Below are 20,565 nucleotides of genomic sequence, written 5' to 3' on the forward strand. Positions count from 1 at the left end.
AAGAACGACCCGGGAAGCGTAATGACACGTGTGTGGCTCATCGGAATCAGGTGGGGACGAGCGGCTCCCCGCGCCGCACGGCCCGCGCGGTCCGGCGCACCCGCGTCATCCCCTGCCGCACCCTGCGCAGGCCCGGGACCTGCGTCGCGAGGTGCACGCCGTAGCGCCAGGACTCGGAGTGGTCGCCGCGACGGTCCAGCAGGTCGTAGCCGAAACGCACCGGGTCGGCCTCCTCCAGCCGTTCGGGCAGGCCCTCGAACCAGGCCATGCTGCGGGCCGCGTCGAGCTGGATGCGGTCCACCTCCCGCCCGCGGACGGCGGCGTAGCCCGCCAGCGCGCCCGCCGGGTCGTCGTGGAACAGCGCGCGGGCCTCGGCGAGGCGGATCGCGTCCTGGATCGCCAGCGTGGTCCCGGAACCGATGGCGAAGTGCGTGGTGTGCGCCGCGTCCCCGACCAGCACGACGTTCCCGTCGACCCAGGACGACGTGCGCACGTGCCGGAACGTCTGCCACGGCGAGCCGGACCGGCCCGGCGGCAGCCGCAGCGGCCGCCCGTCGAGGTGCCGGGCGAAGATCCCGGCCAGCAGCTCCAGCCCCGCAGCGGTGTCGAGGGTGTCGAGCCCGAGGCCCGCCCAGGTCTCGGGGCTGCACTCGACGATGGACGTGCTGGTGCCGCCGCTGGACGGGTAGCCGTGGAACCAGATCCAGCCCGCGTCGGTGCGCTCGAACGCGAAGGTGAACGCCGCGAGCGGGTGGTCCGTGCCCAGCCAGGCGAAGCGGTTGCGCCCCGTGGTGACCGAGGTGTCGAAGGCACCCGCCGCCCGGATCCGGCTGCCCGCCCCGTCGGCGGCGACCACGATGTCGGCCTCGGAGCGCAGCGCGGCGAGGTCCGACGCGTCCGTCCCCCAGCCGATCCGCACGCCGACGGCCTCGGCGCGGGCGGAAAGGATCTCCAGCAGCCGCGCGCGGCCCATGCTGAACCCGTAGCGCCCGCCCAGGTGCACGGGCACGGCCGCGCCCACCCTGACGACCTGTCTGCTCCACACCGTCGCGGCCTCGCGCAGCAGCCTGCCGCCCTCCGGATCGTGCCGGTGCAGGTCGTCGAGCAGGTTCTCGCCGAAGACCACTCCCCAGCCGTGGGTCGCCGCGGGCGCGGTGCGCTCCCGGACCTCGACCTCGGCCGTCGGGTCGGCGCAGGCGGCCAGGATGGCGGTGTAGAGACCGGCGGGCCCGCCTCCCACACACAGCATCTTCACGGACTGCTCCTTCGCGTTCGCGCACCGTCGTTCTGTCCAACTGTGTCTACGTGTGTGACGGTTCGTCCGGTTCGATGAACACGAGGTATCGCCCGAGCGTGCGCCCGACGTCGACCGTTCGGTGTACGGATGACGGGACAGGGCCCCCAGACGGTGACCGGACGACTGCACTACCGTCGGCGCGGTCGCTGTTCGGGGGAGGCTCCAGCGGGGCCGCAGCAGGAGGAGGGCACGTGTTCGCACGGACGATCGCCGTCGTCGGGACCGGGTACGTGGGGCTCACCACCGGTGCGTGTCTCGCGTCGCTGGGGCACCGCGTGGTCTGCGCGGACATCGACCCGGCGAAGATCGAGGCGCTCTCCCGCGGCGAGATCGACATCCGCGAACCCGGGCTCGCCGAGCTGGTCGCCGAGGGCCTCGCGGCCGGGCGGCTGTCGTTCGTCCTGGGTGCGGCGCAGGCGCTGGCCGAGCTCGTGGACGAGGGCAGGCCCGTCGAGGTGATGTTCCTCTGCGTGCCGACGCCGATGGGCGTGGGCGGCGTGGCGGACCTGTCCGCCGTCGAGGCCGTCGTCGAGGAGGTCCGGGACGCCATGCCCGCCGGCTGCGTGGTGGTCAACAAATCCACCGTGCCGGTGGGGACCGCGGACCGCACCGCCGAGCTGCTCGGCCGGTCGGACGTGCAGGTGGCCAGCAACCCGGAGTTCCTGCGCGAGGGCTCCGCGGTGCACGACTTCCTCAACCCGGACCGGATCGTCGTCGGCTCGAACTCGTCGCCGGACGCCGCCGAGCGCGTCGCCGCGCTCTACGCCCGGCTCGGCGCCCCCACCGTGCTCACCGACGCCGCGAGCGCCGAGATGATCAAGTACGCGGCGAACTGCTTCCTCGCGATGAAGCTCTCCTACGTCAACGCCCTCGCCGAGCTGTGCGAGCGGGTGGACGCGGACGTCGCGGACGTCACCGAGGGCATGGGCTACGACCGACGGATCGGCCAGGCGTTCCTCTCCCCCGGCCCCGGCTGGGGCGGGTCCTGCCTGCCCAAGGACACCCACGCGCTGCTGCAGGTCGCGGACTCGGCGGACTTCGAGTTCCGGCTGGTCCGCGCGTCGATCGACACCAACACCCGGCAGTTCCGGCGGATGGTCGACAAGGTGCGCCTCGCCGTCACCGGCTCGCGCAACGGGTCGCTGTCGAAGGTGCGGCTGGCGCTGTTCGGGCTGACCTTCAAAGCCGGCACGGACGACCTGCGGGACTCCCCCGCCCTCGGCGTCGCCGCGCTGCTGCGCCAGGCCGGTGCCGAGCTCGTCGGGTTCGACCCGGGGCTGCCGGTGGGCTCCGCCGCCGCGAGCAGGCTGGACCCCCACCTGCTCACCCTGACCGACGACCCGTACGAGGCCGCCGCGGGCGCCGAGGCGGTCGTCGTGCTGACCGAGTGGCCGGAGTTCCGCAAGCTGGACTGGGCCCGGGTCGCCGACGCGACGAAGGGCGCCACCGTCGTGGACACGCGCAACCTGTTGGATCCGGCCGTCGTCCGGCGCGCGGGTCTGACCTGGACCGGCGTCGGCAGACCGACGATCGAGGCCGCATCGCGGTGACCACGCGGATCGCCTCGCTCCGCAGGGAGCTGTCCCTCCCGCTGTTCCGCAACACCTACGCGTTGATGCTGAACACCCTGCTCAACTCCGGGTTCGGGCTGGTGTACTGGGTCGTCGCGGCGCGCGCGTACCCCGAGGCGGAGGTGGGCCGCGGCAACGCGCTCACGTCGCTGATGCTGCTGGTCTCGATCCTGACCCAGCTCAACGTGGGCCAGGCGCTGGTCCGCTTCCTGCCGCGCGCGGGCACCGGCTCGTCCCGTCTGGTGTCGTCCGCCTACGGGATCTCGACGGGCTTCGGGCTGCTCGGGGCGAGCGGGGTCGCGGCGTACTGCCACCTGTTCCGGCCGGAGGGCGATCCGCTGCACATGTCGTGGGGCTTCGGGCTGTGGTTCGTCGTCTCGACCGTGCTGTGGTCGTTGTTCACCCTGCAGGACTCGGTGCTCACCGGGCTGCGCGAGTCGATGTGGATCCCCCTGGAGAACGGGGTCTACGGCGTGGTCAAGCTCGTCGTGCTGCTCGCGGTGGCGCAGACCTCGGTGTCCGACGGTGTGTTCACCTCGTGGACGCTCCCGGTCGTCGGCTTGATCGTCCCGGTCGCCCTGCTCGTGTTCCGCAGGCTGCTGCCCCGCCACGTCGCCGCCACCCGGGACGTGGAGGAACCGGTCGACCGCCGGGCGGTCTCGCGCTACGTGGCGGGTGACTACGCGGGCCAGGTGTTCGGCCAGGCCGGCTCGTCGTTCCTGCCGGTGTTGGTCGTGGCGCTGCTCGGGCCCGCGAGCGGAGCGTGGTTCCTCCCCGCCCAGACCGTGTTCGTGGCCATCAACCTGCTCACGCTGAGCATCACGTCCTCGCTGGTGGCCGAGGCCGCCCGGGACCCGGACCACGCCCACCTGCACGCCCGGGCCATCATCCGCAGGCTGGCGGTGACGGTCCTGCCCGCCGCCCTGGTGCTCGGCCTGGCCGCCCCCTGGGTGCTGCAGCTCTACGGGGACGCGTACCGCGCGAACGCCACGCTGCTGCTGCAGCTGTTCATGATCTCGATCCTGCCGCGCGTGGTGGTGGCGCTGTTCATGACGCTCAACCGGCTGCGCAACCGCACCTGGGTCCTGGCCACGCTGCAGCTCGTGCAGGCGGCCGCCCTGATCGGCGGGGTCGCCGCGCTGCACGGCACGCTCGGGCTCGACGCGGTGGGGTGGACGACCCTCGGCGTCGAGCTCCTGCTGGCCCTGGTGGTGCTCGGGCCGGTGATCCGCTGGCTGCGCGGGACCGGTCAGCCCGCCTGAGCCGGGCGCACGAACCGCTCGGGGACCGGCGTACCGGTCCGCCACATCTCCCCCAGCGCGAGATCGAACTCCCGCGGCTGCAGACGCACCAGCCCACCGCCCGGGTTATGCGTGATCTCTCCGAAGTAGATGCGACCGTCCACGTTGTACAGGTCGATTCGCACGAAGTCGAAATCCTTGCTCAGCGCCCGCGCGACGTCCTGCATCTCGGTGTAGTTCGCCGGTTGCGGCGGAAGGTCGTCCGCGAATGCGAATCGACCGCTCACCGCAAACTCACGCCATTCCGGCGTGAGCATCGTGGACGTGTGGCCGGCGAAACGGTCCTGGTCCACCACGACCATGCCGGGCTCGCCGCCGAACATGAAGAACTTGTAGTCGGTCGGCGGCGCGCCGTCCCCGATGAACTCCTCGATCACCGCGCGTGGCCGCAGCCCCCGATAGGGGGACTCGCGCCAGCCGTGGCGGTAGAAGTCCGTCCGCAGCCAGCGGCGGACCGTCTCGCGGATCGCGGCCCGGTCCGCGACGGCCGGGTCAGGCAGCAGCACAGTCATGTCGCAGCCGTGCGTCCCCTTGATCACGCACGGCCCCGGCAGCGCATCGAAGTCCAGGTCAGCGGCATCGGTCAGCAGCGCGTGCAGCGGGATGAGGTAGCGCTCGCCCACCTTCTCCGCGACGTAGGAGCGCACGTCGTACTTGTCCGACGTGCGGTGCACCAGCTCGCTCTGCGGGCCGAGGTTCTTCGCCGCCAGGAGCTGCGACCAGGTCCGCGGGCGACGCAGCGTGGTCAGCTCACCCTGGAAGATCGCGTGCTTGGCGAGCGCGAAGGGCCGATCGGGCAGGAACCGCAGACGACGTGCGAACAACACTCGGGCATCGATCGTCATCCTGCGACGATAGCGTGGCCGTATCCGGTTCTCGGTCGCAGTACCCGGTACGACCGTGCGTGACACCAATTCCGCCGCAATTCACCCACACACGCACATTTCCGTGTTTCCGCGCGGGTCGTCGCGCGGATCATGCAGCCCATTGCTAGTGTTTCGTCCGTGTCCAGGGAACCCGCAGTGGTGTCCGTCATCACCCCTGCGTACAACGTTGCGCCATGGATCGGGCAGGCCATCGACTCGGTCCGCACGCAGACCGAGGGGCGCTTCGAGTACGTGGTGGTCGACGACGGGTCGACGGACGACACCGCCGACATCGTCCGGGCCCGCGCCGCGGTGGACCCCCGGATCCGGATGATCTCCTCGCAGAACGCAGGCTCGGGCGCGGCCCGCAACCTCGGCATCACCGACACCACCTCGCCGTACATCGCGTTCCTCGACGGGGACGACCGCTGGCACCCCGATTTCCTCCGCAGGCTGCTGCACACCTTCACCCGCACGACCGCGCCCGTGGGCGCGGCGTTCTGCCACACCCGTGTGATGCTGGAGAGCGGCCGGGTGGTGGGGCCGCGCTGGCAGCCCGCAGGCCCCTGCGACATGGACCGGTTCCTGGCCGAGAACAACCCCACGCACAACGGCAGCTCGCTGGTCATCCGGCGCAGCTGCTTCGACGAGGTGGGCGTCTTCGACACCACCATCACCAGCGCCGTCGACCTCGAGATGTGGCTGCGGATCGGCGCCTGGTCCTCGACCCCGCTGTTCTGGGGCGTCCGCCGCTACCTGGTGGACATGCGGTTGATGCGCACCGGCAGCATCAGCGCCAACCGCGGCGCGCGGTACGAGTCGCTGGACAAGCTGCTCACCGAGTACGCACCGCTGATGTCCCGGCTGCCCGCAGGCCTGGCGTACGTCCAGCCCGCCGTGTTCGCCTTCCGGGACGGGTTCGACGAGATCGCCGAGCGGTGGGCCGAGACCGCCCTCGCCGCGGGCAGCGCCCGACTGGCCCGCAGCCGCTGGGGACAGGCGCTCCTGGCCTGGCACCGGGCGGGCCCCACGGGTCGCACCCGCATGCGCCAGGCGCGCGAGACCACGCGGGCGGGCGTCTACGGCAGCGTGGCGAAGCTCCTCCCCACCACCTGACCCCCCGCGGGCGGGAGGGTGACGGTCACGGTCAGCCCCCCGCCGGGAATCGGTTCGGCCGCCACCTCGCCGCCGTGGGCCGCCACGATCGCTCGCACGATCGACAGCCCCAGTCCCGACCCCGGGGTCGCTCCCGTGCGGGGCACCGGACCCCGCCGGAAGGGCTCGAACAGCTCGTCCACCTTCTCCGGGTCGACCTCGGCGCCGCTCGAGGAGATCCGCAGCTCGCCGGGCGCGGTGGAGACCTCCACCCAGCCGCCCTCGACGTTGTGCCGCACGGCGTTCTCCAGCAGGTTGCCCGCCACCCGCTCCAGCAACGCCGGATCCCCGACGACCGGCGCGGCCGTCCCGGTGCACCGCACCCGCAGCGCCCGGCCCGCCGCCTCCGCCGCGGTGACCCGGACGGCGTGCTCCGCCGCCTCCCGCAGGTCGACCGGGCGCGGGTCGGGCAGCCCGCCCAGGCTCTCGGTCCGGGCCAGGAACAGCAGGCCTGCCACCAGGTCGTCCGCCCGCCGGGTGGCGTCCCGGACCACCCCGCCCATCCGCCGCAGCTCCCCGACGTCCGCACCCGGGTCGGCCAGGGTCACGTCCACCTCGGTCCGCAGCACGGCCAGCGGGGTGCGCAGCTCGTGGCTGGCGTTGGCGACGAACCGGCGCTGCACCTCGAAGGCCCGCTGCAGCCGGTCGAGCATCGCGTCGAAGACCGCGGCCAGCTCGGCCAGCTCCCCACGGGCCGCGGGCAGGTCGAGGCGTTGGTCCAGGGACTCGGCGGACAACCGCCGCGCCGTCGCGGTGATCGAGTGCAGCGGCGCGAGCACCCGCCCGACGAGTACCCAGCTCACCAACCCGGCCGCCGCCACGACCAGCGGGAACGCGATCAACCCTGCTCGCAGCAGCTCCGCCCGCGCGGCGTGGCGGACGGCCGAGGTGACCTGCTCGGCGGGGACGTCCAGGTCCCCGACCCGCACCAGCGTGCCCGCAGGCAGGGTGGGCACCGACGAGGCGACCCCGCCCACCAGCAGCCAGCCCAGCCACAGCAGCAGCGCGCTGACCAGGGCGACCAGCGCGGTACCCAGGAGGGTCAGCTGCCAGCGCAGCGAGAGCCTGCGCATCCCTATCCGGCCGCGGGCACCCGGTACCCCGCTCCGACGACGGTCTCGATCACCCCGGGCTCACCGAGCTTCTTGCGCAGCGTCATCACCGTCACCCGGACGGTCGTGGTGAAGGGGTCGGCGTTCTCGTCCCAGACCCGCTCCAGGAGCTCCTCGCTGGACACCACCGCGCCGCCCGCGCCCATCAGCACCTCGAGCACGCCGAACTCCTTGCGGGTCAGCTCGATCGGCGCGTCGGCCCGCTGCACCGTGCGGCGGGCCGGGTCCAGCGCCACGTCCCCGGCGCGCAGCAGCGGCGGGACCGCGGGTGAGGCCCGGCGGGCCAGCGCGCGCACCCGCGCAACGAGCTCGGGGAAGTCGAAGGGCTTGGCGAGGTAGTCGTCCGCGCCCCGGGACAGGCCGTCGACCTTGTCCTCCAGGGTGCCGCTCGCGGTCAGCATGATGACCCGGGTCGTGGCGCCGGACGCGACGATGTCCGCGCACAGCTCGTCCCCGGACATCCCGGGCAGGTCGCGGTCGAGGACCACGACGTCGTACCGGGTGATGGAGGACTTCTCCTGCCCGGAGGGCCCGTCGAACGCCAGGTCGACGGCCATGCCCTCGCGGCGCAGCCCGCGGGCGACCGCCTCGGCGAGCGGCGCCTCGTCCTCGACGACCAGGACGCGCATCAGCCGGCCTGCGACGGGGCGGGCTCCGAGACGCCGGTGCTCGCCCCGGCCACCCACTCGGTGACCCGGCGCGCGACGTCCTGCGCGGTCAGCCCGACGGTCGTCAGGACGTCCGCGCGCGAGCCGTGCTCGAGGAACTCCTGGGGCAGCGCCACGTCCCGCTGCGGCACGTCCACCTCCGCCGAGCGCAGCGTGTCCGCCAGCGCGGAGCCGAAGCCGCCGTGCCGCCCGGCGTCCGCGACCGTGACGACGAGCTGGTGCCTGCGCGCGAGGTCGACCAGCGCGGTCGGCACGGGCAGCACCCACCGGGGGTCGACCACGGTGACCGCGACCCCCTGCTGTGCCAACCGGTCCGCCGCTGCGAGGCCGAGCTCGCCGAACGCGCCGACGCACACCATGAGCACCGCGGCGTTCCGGTCCTCGCGCAGCAGGTCGACGCCCTGCTTGTCACTGCCCTGCACCCGGCGCACCGCGGGCACCGCGTCGATCACCGGGCCCTTCGGGAAGCGCAGCGCGGTGGGCCCGTCCTCGACCGCGACGGCCTCGGCGAGCTCCTCGCGCAGGGTCCCGGCGTCCCGCGGAGCGGCGACCCGGATGCCCGGCACGATCCCGAGCACGGACAGGTCCCACATGCCGTTGTGCGACGGCCCGTCGTTGCCGGTCACACCGGCCCGGTCCAGCACCAGCGTGACGGCCTCGCGGTGTAGCGCGACGTCCATCAGCAGCTGGTCGAAGGCCCGGTTGAGGAAGGTCGAGTAGAGCGCGACGACGGGGTGCATCCCGCCGCGCGCGAGCCCGGCCGCCGAGGTCAGCGCGTGCTGCTCGGCGATCCCGACGTCGATGCAGCGCTCGGGGAACTCGGCCTGGAACTTCGCCAGCCCGGTCGGGCCGAGCATGGCGGCGGTCATCGCGACGACGTCCGGCCGCTCCGCCCCGATCCGCACCAGCTCGTCCGCGAACACCGAGGTCCAGCCGGTGGTCTTGGGGCCGGTGGGCAGCCCGGTCTCCGGGTCGAAGGCGGACGGGCTGTGCATCTGCTCGGCCTCGTCGTTCTCCGCCGGGGCGTAGCCGTTGCCCTTGCGGGTCACCGCGTGCACGACCACGGGGCCGCCGAAGTGCCGGGCGCGCCGCAGCGCGGACTCCATGGCGGCGACGTCGTGCCCGTCCACCGGGCCGAAGTACTTCAGACCCAGGTCGGCGAAGAGCTCCTGCGGGCTGATCGCGTCCTTGATGCCCGCCTTGAGCGCGTGCAGCCCCGCGTACACCGCGGGCCCGACGACCGGGGTGCCGCGCAGCGTGCTCTTGCCCGCCTCCAGCAGCCGCTCGTACCCGGGCTGCAGGCGCAGGGTGGCCAGCCGGTCCGCGAGCCCGCCGATCGTGGGCGCGTAGGAGCGGCCGTTGTCGTTCACCACGATCACGACGTTGCGGTCCTTGCCCGCGGCGATGTTGTTCAGCGCCTCCCAGGCCATCCCGCCGGTGAGCGCGCCGTCCCCGATCACGGCGACGACGTGGCGCTGCTGGCCGGTCAGCGCGTAGGCCCGCGCCAGCCCGTCCGCCCAGGACAGGGACGACGACGCGTGGGACGACTCCACGTGGTCGTGCACGCTCTCGGAACGCGAGGGGTAGCCGGAGAGCCCGCCGGTCTTCTTGAGGTTCTCCCAGCCCACCTGCCGCCCGGTGAGCAGCTTGTGCACGTAGGCCTGGTGCCCGGTGTCCCAGATCAGCGTGTCCCGCGGCGAGTCGAAGACCCGGTGGACGGCGATCGTGAGCTCGATGACGCCGAGGTTGGGGCCGAGGTGCCCGCCGGTGCGGGACACGCACGCGACGAGGAAGTCCCGGATCTCCGTGGCCAGCGAGGCCAGCGCCGCGGGACCCAGGCGCTTGAGGTCCGCGGGTCCCCGGACCGACGACAGGACGGAGGGCGGCTGAACGGTCACGGTCCTCACTGTACGAGCGTCGGCCCCGGCGGGCGCGGAGGACACCGGAACGTCACGTGCCCAGCAGGTCCGCCAGGTGGGCGATCTCGTTGACGGTTCGCGGCTTGCGCACCCCGTCGCGGCGCGCGACGACCCGGGTGATCCCGGCGTAGTCCAGCGGGAACGGCAGCGCGCGGCCGATCCCGAGGACGTGCGCGAGGTAGGCGTTGATCACCCCGGCGTGGGCGAACACCGCCACGGTGTCCCGCCCGGAGTGCACGCCGACGATCGTCTCCATCGCGGCGACGACCCGGCCGGTGAAGGCGGGCGCGTCGACGTAGGACGGCAGGTCCCCCGCCACCATCCGCGCCCACTCGTCCGGCCGTTCGGCGGCGAGCAGCTCGGTGGGCAGGTAGCTCGCCTGGTCGGAGTCGAACTCGCAGAGGTCCGCGACGGCCCCCACGTCCAGCCCGCGGTCCCGGGCGAGCGGTTCGGCCGTCTGCCGCGCGCGGGCCATCGTGCTGGCGTAGATCGCGTCGACCGCATCGGCGGCCAGGGCGTCCACCACCCGTTCGGCCTGCCTGAGCCCGACGTCGGTGAGCCCCGGATCGGCCCGGATGTCCCCGTGGACCTTCTCGGGCAGCCCGTGCCGGACCAGGATCAGCCTCATGCGGGGACGTGCTCGCCGTGGCCCGCCGCGCGCAGGGCCCCGCGCAGCCGCTCGGCGATCGCGTCCTGCTCCGCGCCGTCCACCTCGCGGGCGGCGTTGCGGAAGTCGAACGCCGCCATGTCCCAGGCCGGGTAGACGTGCAGGTGCAGGTGCGGCACCTCGAACCCGGCGACCAGGAACGCCACCCGCGGCGGCTGCCACAGCTCGCGCACCACGAGGGCGATGTCGTGGGACACGGCCGTGAGGTGGGCCAGCAGCTCGGGCGAGGCGTCCACCCACTGGTCGACCTCCTCGCGCGGCACGACCAGCGTGTGACCGGGGCCCAGCGGGTTGATGGACAGGAACGCGACGCAGCGCTCGTCCGACCAGACGAACCGGCCCGGGATCTCGCCGTCGATGATCTTCGTGAACAGGGTGCTCATCACGCGGGACACTAGCCGGTCCGGGACGCACCGCCGATCCTCCGGCCCTAAGGTTCTCCCCATGCCCCGCACGATCGCCACGAACACCGACGTGGACCGCGAGGAGCTCCTGGAGTTCCTGCGGCCCCGCCACAAGGTCGTCCTGCTCACCACCCGACGGGACGGGTCCGTCGTCGGCTCCCCCGTGACCGCGGGGGTCGACGGGCAGGGCCGGATCGTGGTGGCCACCTACCCGGAGCGCGCCAAGGCCCGCAACGTGGCCCGGACCGGCACCGCGTCGGTCGTCGTGCTGTCGGACGAGTTCAACGGCCCGTGGGTGCACGTGGACGGGACGGCCGAGCTGATCACCCTGCCCGAGGCGGTCGAGCCGCTGGTGGACTACTTCCGCGCGATCTCCGGCGAGCACTCGGACTGGGCGGAGTACCGCCAGGCCATGGTCGACCAGGGCAAGGCGCTGATCCGCGTCACGCCCACCCGGTGGAGCCCCGTCGCGACCGGCGGGTTCCCCGCCCGGCTCGCCGACTGACCACCCGTTCCAGAACTGCAGAGATGGGGATCACCATGCGTCCGTGGCCGGGCAGCGCCTACCCGCTGGGGGCCAGCTACGACGGGGCGGGCACGAACTTCGCGCTGTTCTCCGAGGTCGCCACGAAGGTCGAGCTGTGCACCTTCGGCCCGCGGGACAAGGAGACGCGCTACCCGCTGACCGAGGTCGACGGGTTCGTGTGGCACTGCTACCTGCCCGGCGTCGAGCCCGGGCAGCGCTACGGCTACCGGGTGCACGGCCCGTACGACCCGGGGCAGGGCCTGCGGTGCAACCCGAACAAGCTCCTCGTCGACCCCTACACCAAGGCCCTCGACGGGCCGGTGAAGTGGGACGAGGCCGTGTTCGGCTACAACTTCGGCGACCCGCTCTCGCGCAACGACCGGGACTCGGCGGCGTTCGTGCCCAAGTCGGTGGTGGTCAACCCGTACTTCGACTGGGGCTCGGACCGTCCGCCCAAGATCCCGTACCACGAGACCGTGATCTACGAGGCGCACGTCCGCGGGCTCACCATCGCGCACCCGGAGATCCCCGAGGAGCTGCGCGGCACCTACGCGGGCCTCGCGCACCCGGTGATGATCGAGCACCTGCAGCGCCTCGGGGTGACCGCCGTGGAGCTCATGCCGGTGCACGAGTTCCTCAACGACCACCACCTGCAGGAGAAGGGTCTCTCCAACTACTGGGGCTACAACACCCTGGCCTTCCTCGCCCCGCACCACGCGTACACGATGCGCGGCAGCCGCCCCGGCTCGGCGGTGCAGGAGTTCAAGGCGATGGTCCGGGACCTGCACGAGGCGGGCATCGAGGTGATCCTCGACGTCGTCTACAACCACACGGCCGAGGGCTCGGACATGGGCCCCACGCTGTCCATGCGCGGGATCGACAACCACGCCTACTACCGGCTCGTCGAGGACGACCCGCGCTACTACATGGACTACACGGGCACCGGGAACTCGCTCAACGTCCGCAACCCGCACACCCTGCAGCTGATCATGGACTCGCTGCGGTACTGGGTCACGGAGATGCACGTCGACGGGTTCCGGTTCGACCTCGCGTCCACACTGGCCCGCGAGTTCTACGACGTGGACCGGCTCTCGGTGTTCTTCGACCTCGTGCAGCAGGACCCGGTGATCTCGCAGGTCAAGCTGATCGCCGAGCCCTGGGACGTCGGGCCCGGCGGGTACCAGGTCGGCAACTTCCCGCCCCTGTGGACGGAGTGGAACGGCAAGTACCGGGACACCGTGCGGGACTTCTGGCGCGGCGAGCCCGGCACCCTCGGCGAGTTCGCCTCGCGGCTCACCGGCAGCTCCGACCTCTACCAGGAGGACGGCCGCCGCCCGTACGCCTCGATCAACTTCGCCACCGCGCACGACGGGTTCACCCTCGCCGACCTGGTCTCCTACAACGACAAGCACAACGACGCCAACGGCGAGGGCGGCAACGACGGCGAGAGCCACAACCGCTCCTGGAACTGCGGCGTCGAGGGCCCCACGGACGACGAGTCGGTGCTGGAGCTGCGCGCCCGCCAGCAGCGCAACTTCCTCACCACGCTGATGCTGTCCCAGGGCGTGCCGATGCTGCTGCACGGAGACGAGCTGGGCCGCACCCAGGACGGCAACAACAACGTCTACTGCCAGGACAACGAGCTGGCCTGGGTGGACTGGTCGCTGCTGGGCAAGAACGCCGGTCTGGTCGGGTTCACCGCGGGCGTCGCGGCGCTGCGCCACGCCCACCCGGTGTTCCGCCGCCGCCGGTTCTTCCAGGGCCGCCCCATCGCGCCGCGGCGGCGGGACTCGCTCGCCGACATCGCCTGGTTCACCCCGGACGGCCAGGAGATGACCGAGGGCGACTGGGACTCCGGCTTCGGCAAGTGCGTGATCGCCTTCCTCAACGGCGAGGGCATCTCGGACATCGACCCCCGAGGCGAACGGGTGCGGGACGACTCGTTCCTGCTCGCCTTCAACGCACACTGGGAGGACATCGAGGTGAGGCTGCCGCACGCCGACTACGGCAAGGAGTGGGCGATCGTCGTCGACACGGCGGCGGGTGAGGTCACCACGCTGTCCTCGGCCCCGGGCGTGGTCGCGGCGGAACCGCCGATCGTGCGCGCCGCGGCGGCGCACGTCGTCCCGGCCCGGTCCCTGCTCGTGTTCCAGCGGACCGTCTGATGGCCGCGCTCCCGTCCTCGACCTACCGGATCCAGTTCTCGAAGGACCAGACCTTCCAGACCGGGGCCGAGCTCGTCGCGTACCTGGACCAGCTGGGCATCGGCACGCTCTACTCGTCCCCGCTACTGGAGTCCGGCGCCGGGTCGAACCACGGGTACGACGTCGTCAACCCCGGCTGGATCTCCGTCGAGCGCGGCGGGATCGAGGGTCTCGACGCCCTGCTCGCCCGGCTGCGCGAGGCCGGCATGACGCTGCTGATCGACATCGTGCCCAACCACGTGGGCGTCGACGTGCCGAAGGCGAACCCCTGGTGGTGGGACGTCCTGCGCAACGGCCGGGGCTCCCGCTGGGCCGGGCACTTCGACATCGACTGGTCGGCCGGGCCGCTGCTGCTGCCGATCCTGGACGCGGACGAGTCCTCGGCGCTGGAGCAGCTCTCGGTGCAGGAGGGTTCCGACGGGCCCGAGCTGCGGTACTACGAGCACGCCCTCCCGCTCGCGCCCGGCACCGGCGAGGGCACCCCGCAGGAGGTCCACGAGCGCCAGCACTACCGGCTGGTCTCGTGGAAGCGCGGCGCCGCGGAGCTGACCTACCGGCGGTTCTTCGACGTCTCCACGCTGGCCGCGGTGCGCGTCGAGCTCCCCGAGGTCTTCGACGACGCCCACCGCGAGGTGCTGCGGTGGGTGCACTCGCACCCGGAGATCGTCGGGCTGCGGGTGGACCACCCGGACGGCCTGTCCGATCCCGGCGGGTACGCCCGCAGGCTGCGGGCGGCGCTCGGCCCGGACAGGTGGCTGCTGGTCGAGAAGATCACGCACATCGGCGAGGAGCTGCCGGTCTCCTGGCCGGTGGACGGGACCTCGGGCTACGAGGCGCTGGCGGACGTGCAGGGCGTGTTCGTCGATCCCTCGGGCGCCGGGCTGCTGACGCAGTTCGCCGCCGAGCACACCGGGGTCAAGCAGTCCTCGCACACCGCCGAGTACGAGGGCAGGCGCGAGGTCGCGGACACGATCCTGGCCGCGGAGGTGCGGCGGATCGCCGCACTCGTCCCGGTGCCCGAGACGGCCCCCTCCACCGAGGAGGAGCCCGGCGAGGCCGCGAACCGCGTCCGGGACGCGGTGGCGGAGTTCCTCTGCGCCTTCCCGGTGTACCGCTCCTACCTGCCCGAGGGCAGGCACTCGCTGGACACGGCGATCTCGGTGGCCCGCACCCGGCGCCCGGACCTGGCCCCGGTGCTCGAGACGATCTACTCCGCGATGCTCGCCGAGCCGCGGGGGGAGCTCGCCACCCGGATCCAGCAGACCTCCGGGATGGTGATGGCGAAGGGTGTCGAGGACACCGCCTTCTACCGCTGGAACCGGTTCGTCGCGCTGAACGAGGTGGGTGGGGACCCGGGCCGGTTCGGTCTGTCCCCCACCGGTTTCCACGCCGCGCTGGCCGCCCGCGAGGCGGGCTCGCCGCGGACGATGACCACGCTGTCGACGCACGACACCAAGCGGTCCGAGGACGTCCGGGCGAGGCTGGCCGTGCTGGCCGAGATCCCCGGCGAGTGGACCGACCTGCTGCGGGACTGGGCCGCCCGCTACCCGCTGCCGGACCGCTCACTGGAGCTGCTGGCCTGGCAGTGCCTGGTCGGCGCGTGGCCCGCGGCCGCGGACCTGCCGTCCTTCCAGGAGCGGATGGTCTCGTACCTGGGCAAGGCGTCGAAGGAGGCCAAGCTCGTCACGTCCCACGTCGACGCGGTGCCCGAGGTGGACGCCGCCATCGCCGCCTGGCCCGGCCGGGTGCTCGGCGACGCGGCGCTCGTCGCGCAGGTCCAGGCCTTCGTCGACCGGATCGCGCAGCCCGGCTGGGCGAACTCGCTGGGCCAGAAGCTCCTGCAGCTCGCCGGACCGGGCGTCCCGGACGTCTACCAGGGCACCGAGCTGTTCGAGTACTCGCTGGTGGACCCGGACAACCGACGCCCGGTCGACTGGGACCTGCGGCGCGCCCTGCTGGCCCGGCTCGACGAGGGCTGGCTGCCGGAGGTCGACGCCGAGGGCGCCGCGAAGCTGCTGGTCACCACCACGGCCGCCCGGTTGCGCCGCTACCGCCCCGAGCTGTTCCACGGCTACCGCGAGGTCCCCGCGGAGGGCCCGGCCGCCGAGCACGCGGTCGCCTTCGCCCGCACGGACAAGCTCGTCGCGGTGGCCACGAGACTGCCCGTCGGGTTGGCCGCGAAGGGCGGCTGGGGCGACACGGTCCTCCCGCTCCCGGGCGGGGCCGAGGACTGGCACGACATCCTCACCGACACCCCGGTGGACGGCAGCGCCCCCGCCCTGGGCACCCTGCTGTCCCGCTACCCGGTCGCCCTCCTGGTCCGGCCCGCCTGATCACGACCCGGCCGGTTGGATCACATTGCGCAGCGTGTTGCGCATGACGCTGCTCACCGCTGGAACCTCTCGGTAGATCGTGACGTTGAACAGACTGATATCTCGATGATCGAGTCACAAGCGCGATATCGGGACGAACACGAGAGGAGTCCCGTGAGTGAGATCGCAGTACGACTGAGGGACGTCGTGGCCGCGTCGGACGCCTACCGGCAGACCACGGCCCGGCTCCTGGGTCTCGGCGTGCCCGAGACCACCATCCTGGTGCACCTGCTCCACGACGGGCCGCGCACGCCCACCGCGCTCGCCCGTCGGGTCGGGGTCACCCCGGCCAGCGCCACCGCCCAGCTCGACCGCCTCGAGCTCGCGGGTCACGTGGTGCGCCAGGCCAACCCGCGGGACCGGCGCAGCGTCCTGGTCACCCTGACCCCGCAGGGCCGCGCCCTGGTGTCGCGGATCTTCGCGGTGTTCAGCGCGGACGTCGCGCGCGGCACGGGGGACGCCGATCCCGCGACCGTCGCCGAGGTGGGTCGGATTCTGGACGGGGTGTCGCAGGAATTGGAACGGCGCGCCCACGACGACCGGGGCATGGCTCGCGACCTGGGACTTCATTCGTCGAACAGATAGTTCGGATACCGTAAATCTCGATTCAGCGACATTCTTCTCAGAATGCGGCTGAATGGCCGATTACGCGCCGGTTCGACTTTCCTAGAGTCGGCACCGCAACGCATACGGACCGGGGTATCCCCCCACCCCACCGGTGCTCCGTTGCCGGGATCGCCGGTCGCACTCGTGCCCCCCGACCGGCCGGCGGTCCCGACCGGTCTCCCCGCAGGACGTGACGTGACCGCCCCGAGCGGGCGCGTCGGCTCCGCTACCGGCAGGATTCACGACCGTGGCTGAGTACGCGGTGTGGGCACCGGAGAAGGACAGGCTCCGGGTCCTGGTGGACGGCGAGACCTACGCGATGCGGCGCGCGCCCGGGGGCTGGTGGCGCGCGGACGTCGAGGACAACGGACCCGGCTCGGCGTACGCCTTCCTGGTGGACGACGATCCCACCCCGCTGCCGGACCCGCGGTCGCTGTGGCAGCCGAGCGGCGTCCACTCGGCCTCGCGGCGCTACGACCAGGACGCCTTCTGGTGGACCGACCAGGCGTGGACGGGCCGCACCCTGGCCGGGAGCGTCCTCTACGAGTGCCACATCGGCACCTTCACCGCGGAGGGCACCTTCGACTCCGCGATCGAGAAGCTGGACCACCTGGTCGGGCTCGGCATCGACATGGTCGAGCTGCTCCCGGTCAACGCCGTCGACGGGCCTCGCAACTGGGGCTACGACGGCGTCGGCTGGTACGCGGTCACCGAGAACTACGGCGGGCCGGACGGGCTCAAGCGGTTCGTCGACGCCGCGCACGCCCGCGGGCTCGGCGTGGTGCTGGACGTCGTCTACAACCACCTGGGCCCCTCGGGCGCCTACCTGGACCGCTTCGCTCCGTACTTCGCGGGCGCCAACATCTGGGGGCCGTCGCTCAACCTGGACGGCGCGTGGTCGGACGAGGTGCGCCGGTTCGCCATCGACAACGCGCTGATGTGGCTGCGGGACTTCCACATCGACGGGCTGCGGATCGACGCCGTGCACGCGCTGCGGGACACCCGCGCCCAGCACGTCCTCGAGCAGCTGTCGATCGAGGTCACCGCGCTCGAGGCGCATGTCGGGCGGCCGCTGTCGCTGATCGCGGAGTCGGACCTGAACGACCCGCGCATGATCACGAGCCGGGACGGCGGCGGGCTCGGGATGACCGGGCAGTGGACCGACGACATCCACCACACCCTGCACTCCGTGCTGACCGGTGAGGGCCAGGGCTACTACTCGGACTTCGCCGAGGCCGATCTCGCGGGCCTCGCGCACGTGCTCACCCGCGGTTTCCTGCACGAGGGCACCTGGTCGAGCTTCCGCAAGCGGCTGCACGGGGCGCCGGTGGACACCACCCGGATCCCCGGCCACCGCTTCGTCACCTACCTGCAGAACCACGACCAGATCGGCAACCGCGCCACCGGGGACCGGCTCACCCAGACCCTCTCCCCCGGCATCCTGGCGTGCGGCGCGGCCATCCTGTTCACCTCGCCGTTCACCCCGATGCTGTTCATGGGCGAGGAGTGGGGCGCGCGCACGCCATGGCAGTTCTTCTCCTACTTCCCGGACCCCGGACTGCGGGAGGCCGTCCGCAAGGGCCGGACCGCGGAGTTCGCCGACCACGGCTGGGGCGCGGACGTGGAGGTACCGGACCCGAACGCCGAGTCCACGTTCCTCGACTCCAAGCTGGACTGGACCGAGCAGGAGCAGGAGCCGCACACCACCCTGCTGGCGATGTACAGGGAGCTCATCGGCCTGCGCAAGGCGTGGCCGGAGCTCTCCGACCCGTGGCTGGACGAGGTCGCCGTGGACGTCCATCCGGAGGCCCGCACGCTGGTGATCCACCGCGGCAGGCTCCGCGTGCTGGTGAACCTGGGACCCGAGGAGGTCGCCCTCGACCTGGCGGCGACGGTCACGAGGATCCTGCTGGCGAGCGAGCCCACGGCGAGCGAGGGCCCGAACATCACCCTGCCCGCCGAGTCCTTCGCCATCGCCGTGCTGGAGGACTGACCACCCGGTGGTGGTAGCCCGTTCGGGGCGCCGACCACCGGAGATCACCTTCTGCTCACCTGACCTTGCGAGAGTCCGTCCGGCCGCGGATCCGCGGCCGCTCCCCGGCTCCGTGCGAGGTCTCCGTTGGCGTCCGCGACGCTCCACGCCCCACCCGAGGCGCCGCCGCCCCCGTCCCGGCGGCGCCGTCGGTTCACCGCCCGTGACCGCAGGGACGCGCTGGTCTTCCTCGCCCTCGCGCTACCGAACCTGCTGCTCATCGCGGTGTTCACGTACCGGCCGCTGCTGGCGAACCTGTACTACTCCACGCTCGACTGGACCCTCGGCTCCCCGACGGCGCGGGCGGTCGGCCTGGACAACTACGTCCGCTTCCTCACCAGCCCCGGTGCCTGGGAGATCCTCCGCACCACCCTGGTGTTCACCGTGGTCACCGTCGGCGGCTCGATGGTGCTCGGCCTCGGGATCGCCCTCGCGCTGAACCGGCGGGTGCGCGGTGCCGGGATCGCCCGCGCCGCGGTGTTCTCGCCGTACGTGCTGTCCGGCGTGGGCGTCGGGCTCGTGTGGCTGTTCCTCTTCGACCCGACGATCGGCGTGCTCGGTGCGGTGCTGCGGGCCTTCGGCGGGAGCTCGCCGGACTGGTTCAACGACCCCACGCTCAGCCTGGTCATGCTCTGCGTGGTCTACGTCTGGAAGAACATGGGCTACGCCGCGGTGATCTACCTCGCCGGCCTGCAGACCGTCCCGCGGGACCTGCTCGAGGCCGCCGCGCTCGACGGCGCGGGTCCCTGGCGGACGTTCCGCAGCGTGGTCCTACCCCTGCTCTCCCCCACGACGTTCTTCCTGCTGATCACGAGCGTGCTCAACACGCTGCAGGCCTTCGACCTGATCCGGATCATGACACCGCTCGGCCGGGGCACCACCACGCTGATCTACGAGGCGTACCTGCAGGCCTTCGGCGGCTACAACCGCGCGGGCTACTCGGCGGCCGTCTCGACGGTCCTGTTCGTGCTGCTGGTGCTGTTCACCCTGCTGCAGCTGCGGTTCCTGGAGCGGAAGGTCCACTACCGGTGAACCGGGGATCCGGCGGCGTCGGACGCGCCGTCTCCGCCTACACCCCGATCCTGCTGGCCACCCTCGTCGTGGTGTTCCCACTGCTCTGGATGCTGCTGACGTCGATCAAGCCGAACCCGGAGATCATCACCCAGGTCCCGGCGTTCCTCCCGCGCCGGCCCACCCTGGAGCACTACGCCGAGGCGGCCGAACGCGTCCCGTTCGGGAGGCTGTTCCTCAACTCGACGATCGTCACGGTGGTCGGCGCCGCCCTCAAGGTCGCGCTGGCCATCGCCACCGCCTACGCGCTGGTGTTCGTCCGGTTCCCCGGCCGCAACGTCGTGTTCGCGCTGCTGCTGGTCACCCTCATGGTCCCGCCGCAGGTCGCCGTCCTGCCCAACTACCTGCTGGTCACCGGACTGGGCGGGGCCGACACCTACTGGGGCATCATCCTGCCCGGACTCGGCACCGCACGTTCCTGCTCCGCCAGCACTTCCGGACGCTCCCCGCGAGCATCCTCGAGGCCGCGGAGATGGACGGGGCCGGGCACTGGCGGCGGCTGGTCCGGATCGTGGTGCCGATCTCCGCGCCGACCATCGCCACCGTCGCGCTCGTGACCATCGTTTACGAGTGGAACGAGTACCTCTGGCCGCTGGTCATCACGTCGGACCCGGACATGATGGCTCCCCGTCGGCCTCACCCTGCTGTCCAACGTGGACAACAAGGCCGCGGCGTACGGCCAGCTCATGGCGGGCTCGGTGGCCGTGATCGTGCCCGTCCTCGTCGTCTTCGTCGCACTGCAGCGGCACATCATCGCCGGCCTCACCCAGGGCGCGGTCAAGGACTAGTGAAAG

General features: G+C 72.2%; 17 protein-coding genes and 1 pseudogene. 11 read left to right on the top strand and 7 right to left on the bottom strand.

Going from position 1 to position 20,565, the window contains the following annotated elements; genetic code table 11:
* Positions 1 to 46: 46 nt before the first annotated feature.
* Complete coding sequence (locus ABD993_RS13170; RefSeq protein ID WP_345417593.1) at positions 47 to 1,249, bottom strand: FAD-dependent monooxygenase; 1,203 nt, start codon at positions 1,247 to 1,249, stop codon at positions 47 to 49.
* Positions 1,250 to 1,488: 239 nt separating this feature from the next.
* On the opposite strand from ABD993_RS13170, the gene ABD993_RS13175 reads away from it, so the two are divergent.
* A complete protein-coding gene (locus ABD993_RS13175; protein ID WP_345416679.1) occupies positions 1,489 to 2,847 on the top strand; it encodes a UDP-glucose dehydrogenase family protein in 1,359 nt (452 codons plus the stop codon).
* Positions 2,844 to 4,130, top strand: coding sequence for a lipopolysaccharide biosynthesis protein (locus ABD993_RS13180; RefSeq protein ID WP_345416682.1), 1,287 nt, complete (start codon positions 2,844 to 2,846; stop codon positions 4,128 to 4,130). The genes ABD993_RS13175 and ABD993_RS13180 overlap by 4 nt, the downstream gene beginning before the upstream one ends.
* On the opposite strand, the gene ABD993_RS13185 is transcribed toward ABD993_RS13180, so the two are convergent.
* The gene (locus ABD993_RS13185) at positions 4,118 to 5,014 is read right to left on the bottom strand and encodes an ATP-grasp fold amidoligase family protein (RefSeq protein ID WP_345416685.1); all 897 of its coding nucleotides are present in this window, start codon (positions 5,012 to 5,014) and stop codon (positions 4,118 to 4,120) included. The two genes, ABD993_RS13180 and ABD993_RS13185, sit on opposite strands and share 13 nt — an antisense overlap.
* A 159-nt stretch (positions 5,015 to 5,173) precedes the next feature.
* On the opposite strand from ABD993_RS13185, the gene ABD993_RS13190 reads away from it, so the two are divergent.
* Positions 5,174 to 6,151 (top strand): glycosyltransferase family 2 protein, encoded by a 978-nt coding sequence (locus tag ABD993_RS13190; protein ID WP_345416688.1) that lies wholly within the window; start codon positions 5,174 to 5,176, stop codon positions 6,149 to 6,151.
* Here the strand turns inward: ABD993_RS13190 and ABD993_RS13195 are convergent.
* Genes ABD993_RS13195 through ABD993_RS13215 form a run of 5 tightly spaced genes read right to left on the bottom strand, consistent with a single transcriptional unit; the run spans position 6,115 to position 10,939 of the window.
* Positions 6,115 to 7,263, bottom strand: coding sequence for a sensor histidine kinase (locus ABD993_RS13195; protein WP_345416691.1), 1,149 nt, complete (start codon positions 7,261 to 7,263; stop codon positions 6,115 to 6,117). The genes ABD993_RS13190 and ABD993_RS13195 overlap by 37 nt on opposite strands.
* Positions 7,264 to 7,265: 2 nt before the next feature.
* Complete coding sequence (locus tag ABD993_RS13200) at positions 7,266 to 7,931, bottom strand: response regulator transcription factor (RefSeq protein WP_345416693.1); 666 nt, start codon at positions 7,929 to 7,931, stop codon at positions 7,266 to 7,268.
* Complete coding sequence (dxs, locus tag ABD993_RS13205) at positions 7,931 to 9,868, bottom strand: 1-deoxy-D-xylulose-5-phosphate synthase (RefSeq protein WP_345416696.1); 1,938 nt, start codon at positions 9,866 to 9,868, stop codon at positions 7,931 to 7,933. The genes ABD993_RS13200 and dxs overlap by 1 nt, the downstream gene beginning before the upstream one ends.
* A gap of 52 nt (positions 9,869 to 9,920) precedes the next feature.
* Entirely contained in the window at positions 9,921 to 10,517 is a 597-nt protein-coding gene (locus tag ABD993_RS13210) for a histidine phosphatase family protein (protein WP_345416699.1), read from the bottom strand.
* The gene (locus tag ABD993_RS13215) at positions 10,514 to 10,939 is read right to left on the bottom strand and encodes an HIT family protein (RefSeq protein ID WP_345416702.1); all 426 of its coding nucleotides are present in this window, start codon (positions 10,937 to 10,939) and stop codon (positions 10,514 to 10,516) included. The genes ABD993_RS13210 and ABD993_RS13215 overlap by 4 nt, the downstream gene beginning before the upstream one ends.
* Before the next feature lie 61 nt (positions 10,940 to 11,000).
* Here ABD993_RS13215 and ABD993_RS13220 point away from each other — a divergent pair, with 61 nt between their 5' ends.
* From ABD993_RS13220 to ABD993_RS13255, 8 genes and pseudogenes are all read left to right on the top strand, one after another.
* The gene (locus ABD993_RS13220; RefSeq protein ID WP_345416705.1) at positions 11,001 to 11,465 is read left to right on the top strand and encodes a PPOX class F420-dependent oxidoreductase; all 465 of its coding nucleotides are present in this window, start codon (positions 11,001 to 11,003) and stop codon (positions 11,463 to 11,465) included.
* Positions 11,466 to 11,500: 35 nt separating this feature from the next.
* Entirely contained in the window at positions 11,501 to 13,651 is a 2,151-nt protein-coding gene (gene glgX, locus ABD993_RS13225; protein WP_345417596.1) for a glycogen debranching protein GlgX, read from the top strand.
* Positions 13,651 to 16,023: a malto-oligosyltrehalose synthase gene (treY, locus tag ABD993_RS13230; RefSeq protein WP_345416708.1), complete on the top strand. Its 2,373-nt coding sequence runs from the start codon at positions 13,651 to 13,653 to the stop codon at positions 16,021 to 16,023. The genes glgX and treY overlap by 1 nt, the downstream gene beginning before the upstream one ends.
* 153 nt (positions 16,024 to 16,176) lie before the next feature.
* A complete protein-coding gene (locus ABD993_RS13235; protein WP_345416710.1) occupies positions 16,177 to 16,647 on the top strand; it encodes a MarR family winged helix-turn-helix transcriptional regulator in 471 nt (156 codons plus the stop codon).
* Between the two features lie 268 nt (positions 16,648 to 16,915).
* On the top strand, positions 16,916 to 18,661 hold the full coding sequence (gene treZ, locus ABD993_RS13240) for a malto-oligosyltrehalose trehalohydrolase (RefSeq protein ID WP_345416713.1): 1,746 nt from the start codon (positions 16,916 to 16,918) through the stop codon (positions 18,659 to 18,661).
* A 126-nt stretch (positions 18,662 to 18,787) separates the two neighbouring features.
* Complete coding sequence (locus ABD993_RS13245) at positions 18,788 to 19,732, top strand: carbohydrate ABC transporter permease (RefSeq protein WP_345416716.1); 945 nt, start codon at positions 18,788 to 18,790, stop codon at positions 19,730 to 19,732.
* 511 nt (positions 19,733 to 20,243) lie between these two features.
* A pseudogene (locus ABD993_RS36710) lies at positions 20,244 to 20,333 on the top strand (carbohydrate ABC transporter permease); the annotation flags it as partial.
* A gap of 91 nt (positions 20,334 to 20,424) precedes the next feature.
* On the top strand, positions 20,425 to 20,559 hold the full coding sequence (locus ABD993_RS13255) for a hypothetical protein (protein WP_345416722.1): 135 nt from the start codon (positions 20,425 to 20,427) through the stop codon (positions 20,557 to 20,559).
* Positions 20,560 to 20,565 lie beyond the last annotated feature (6 nt).

Origin of the sequence: Pseudonocardia xishanensis (genome assembly GCF_039541715.1) — a bacterium.
GTDB lineage: Bacteria > Actinomycetota > Actinomycetes > Mycobacteriales > Pseudonocardiaceae > Pseudonocardia > Pseudonocardia xishanensis.

Excerpts from the sequence above, each read along its gene's own strand:
- ABD993_RS13170 (WP_345417593.1), bottom strand. The coding sequence starts at position 1,249 with ATGCTGTGTGTGGGAGGCGGGCCCGCCGGTCTCTACACCGCCATCCTG.
- ABD993_RS13185 (WP_345416685.1), bottom strand. The coding sequence starts at position 5,014 with ATGACGATCGATGCCCGAGTGTTGTTCGCACGTCGTCTGCGGTTCCTG.
- ABD993_RS13195 (WP_345416691.1), bottom strand. The coding sequence starts at position 7,263 with ATGCGCAGGCTCTCGCTGCGCTGGCAGCTGACCCTCCTGGGTACCGCG.
- ABD993_RS13200 (WP_345416693.1), bottom strand. The coding sequence starts at position 7,931 with ATGCGCGTCCTGGTCGTCGAGGACGAGGCGCCGCTCGCCGAGGCGGTC.
- ABD993_RS13210 (WP_345416699.1), bottom strand. The coding sequence starts at position 10,517 with ATGAGGCTGATCCTGGTCCGGCACGGGCTGCCCGAGAAGGTCCACGGG.
- ABD993_RS13215 (WP_345416702.1), bottom strand. The coding sequence starts at position 10,939 with ATGAGCACCCTGTTCACGAAGATCATCGACGGCGAGATCCCGGGCCGG.
- ABD993_RS13220 (WP_345416705.1), top strand. The coding sequence starts at position 11,001 with ATGCCCCGCACGATCGCCACGAACACCGACGTGGACCGCGAGGAGCTC.
- glgX (WP_345417596.1), top strand. The coding sequence starts at position 11,501 with ATGCGTCCGTGGCCGGGCAGCGCCTACCCGCTGGGGGCCAGCTACGAC.
- treY (WP_345416708.1), top strand. The coding sequence starts at position 13,651 with ATGGCCGCGCTCCCGTCCTCGACCTACCGGATCCAGTTCTCGAAGGAC.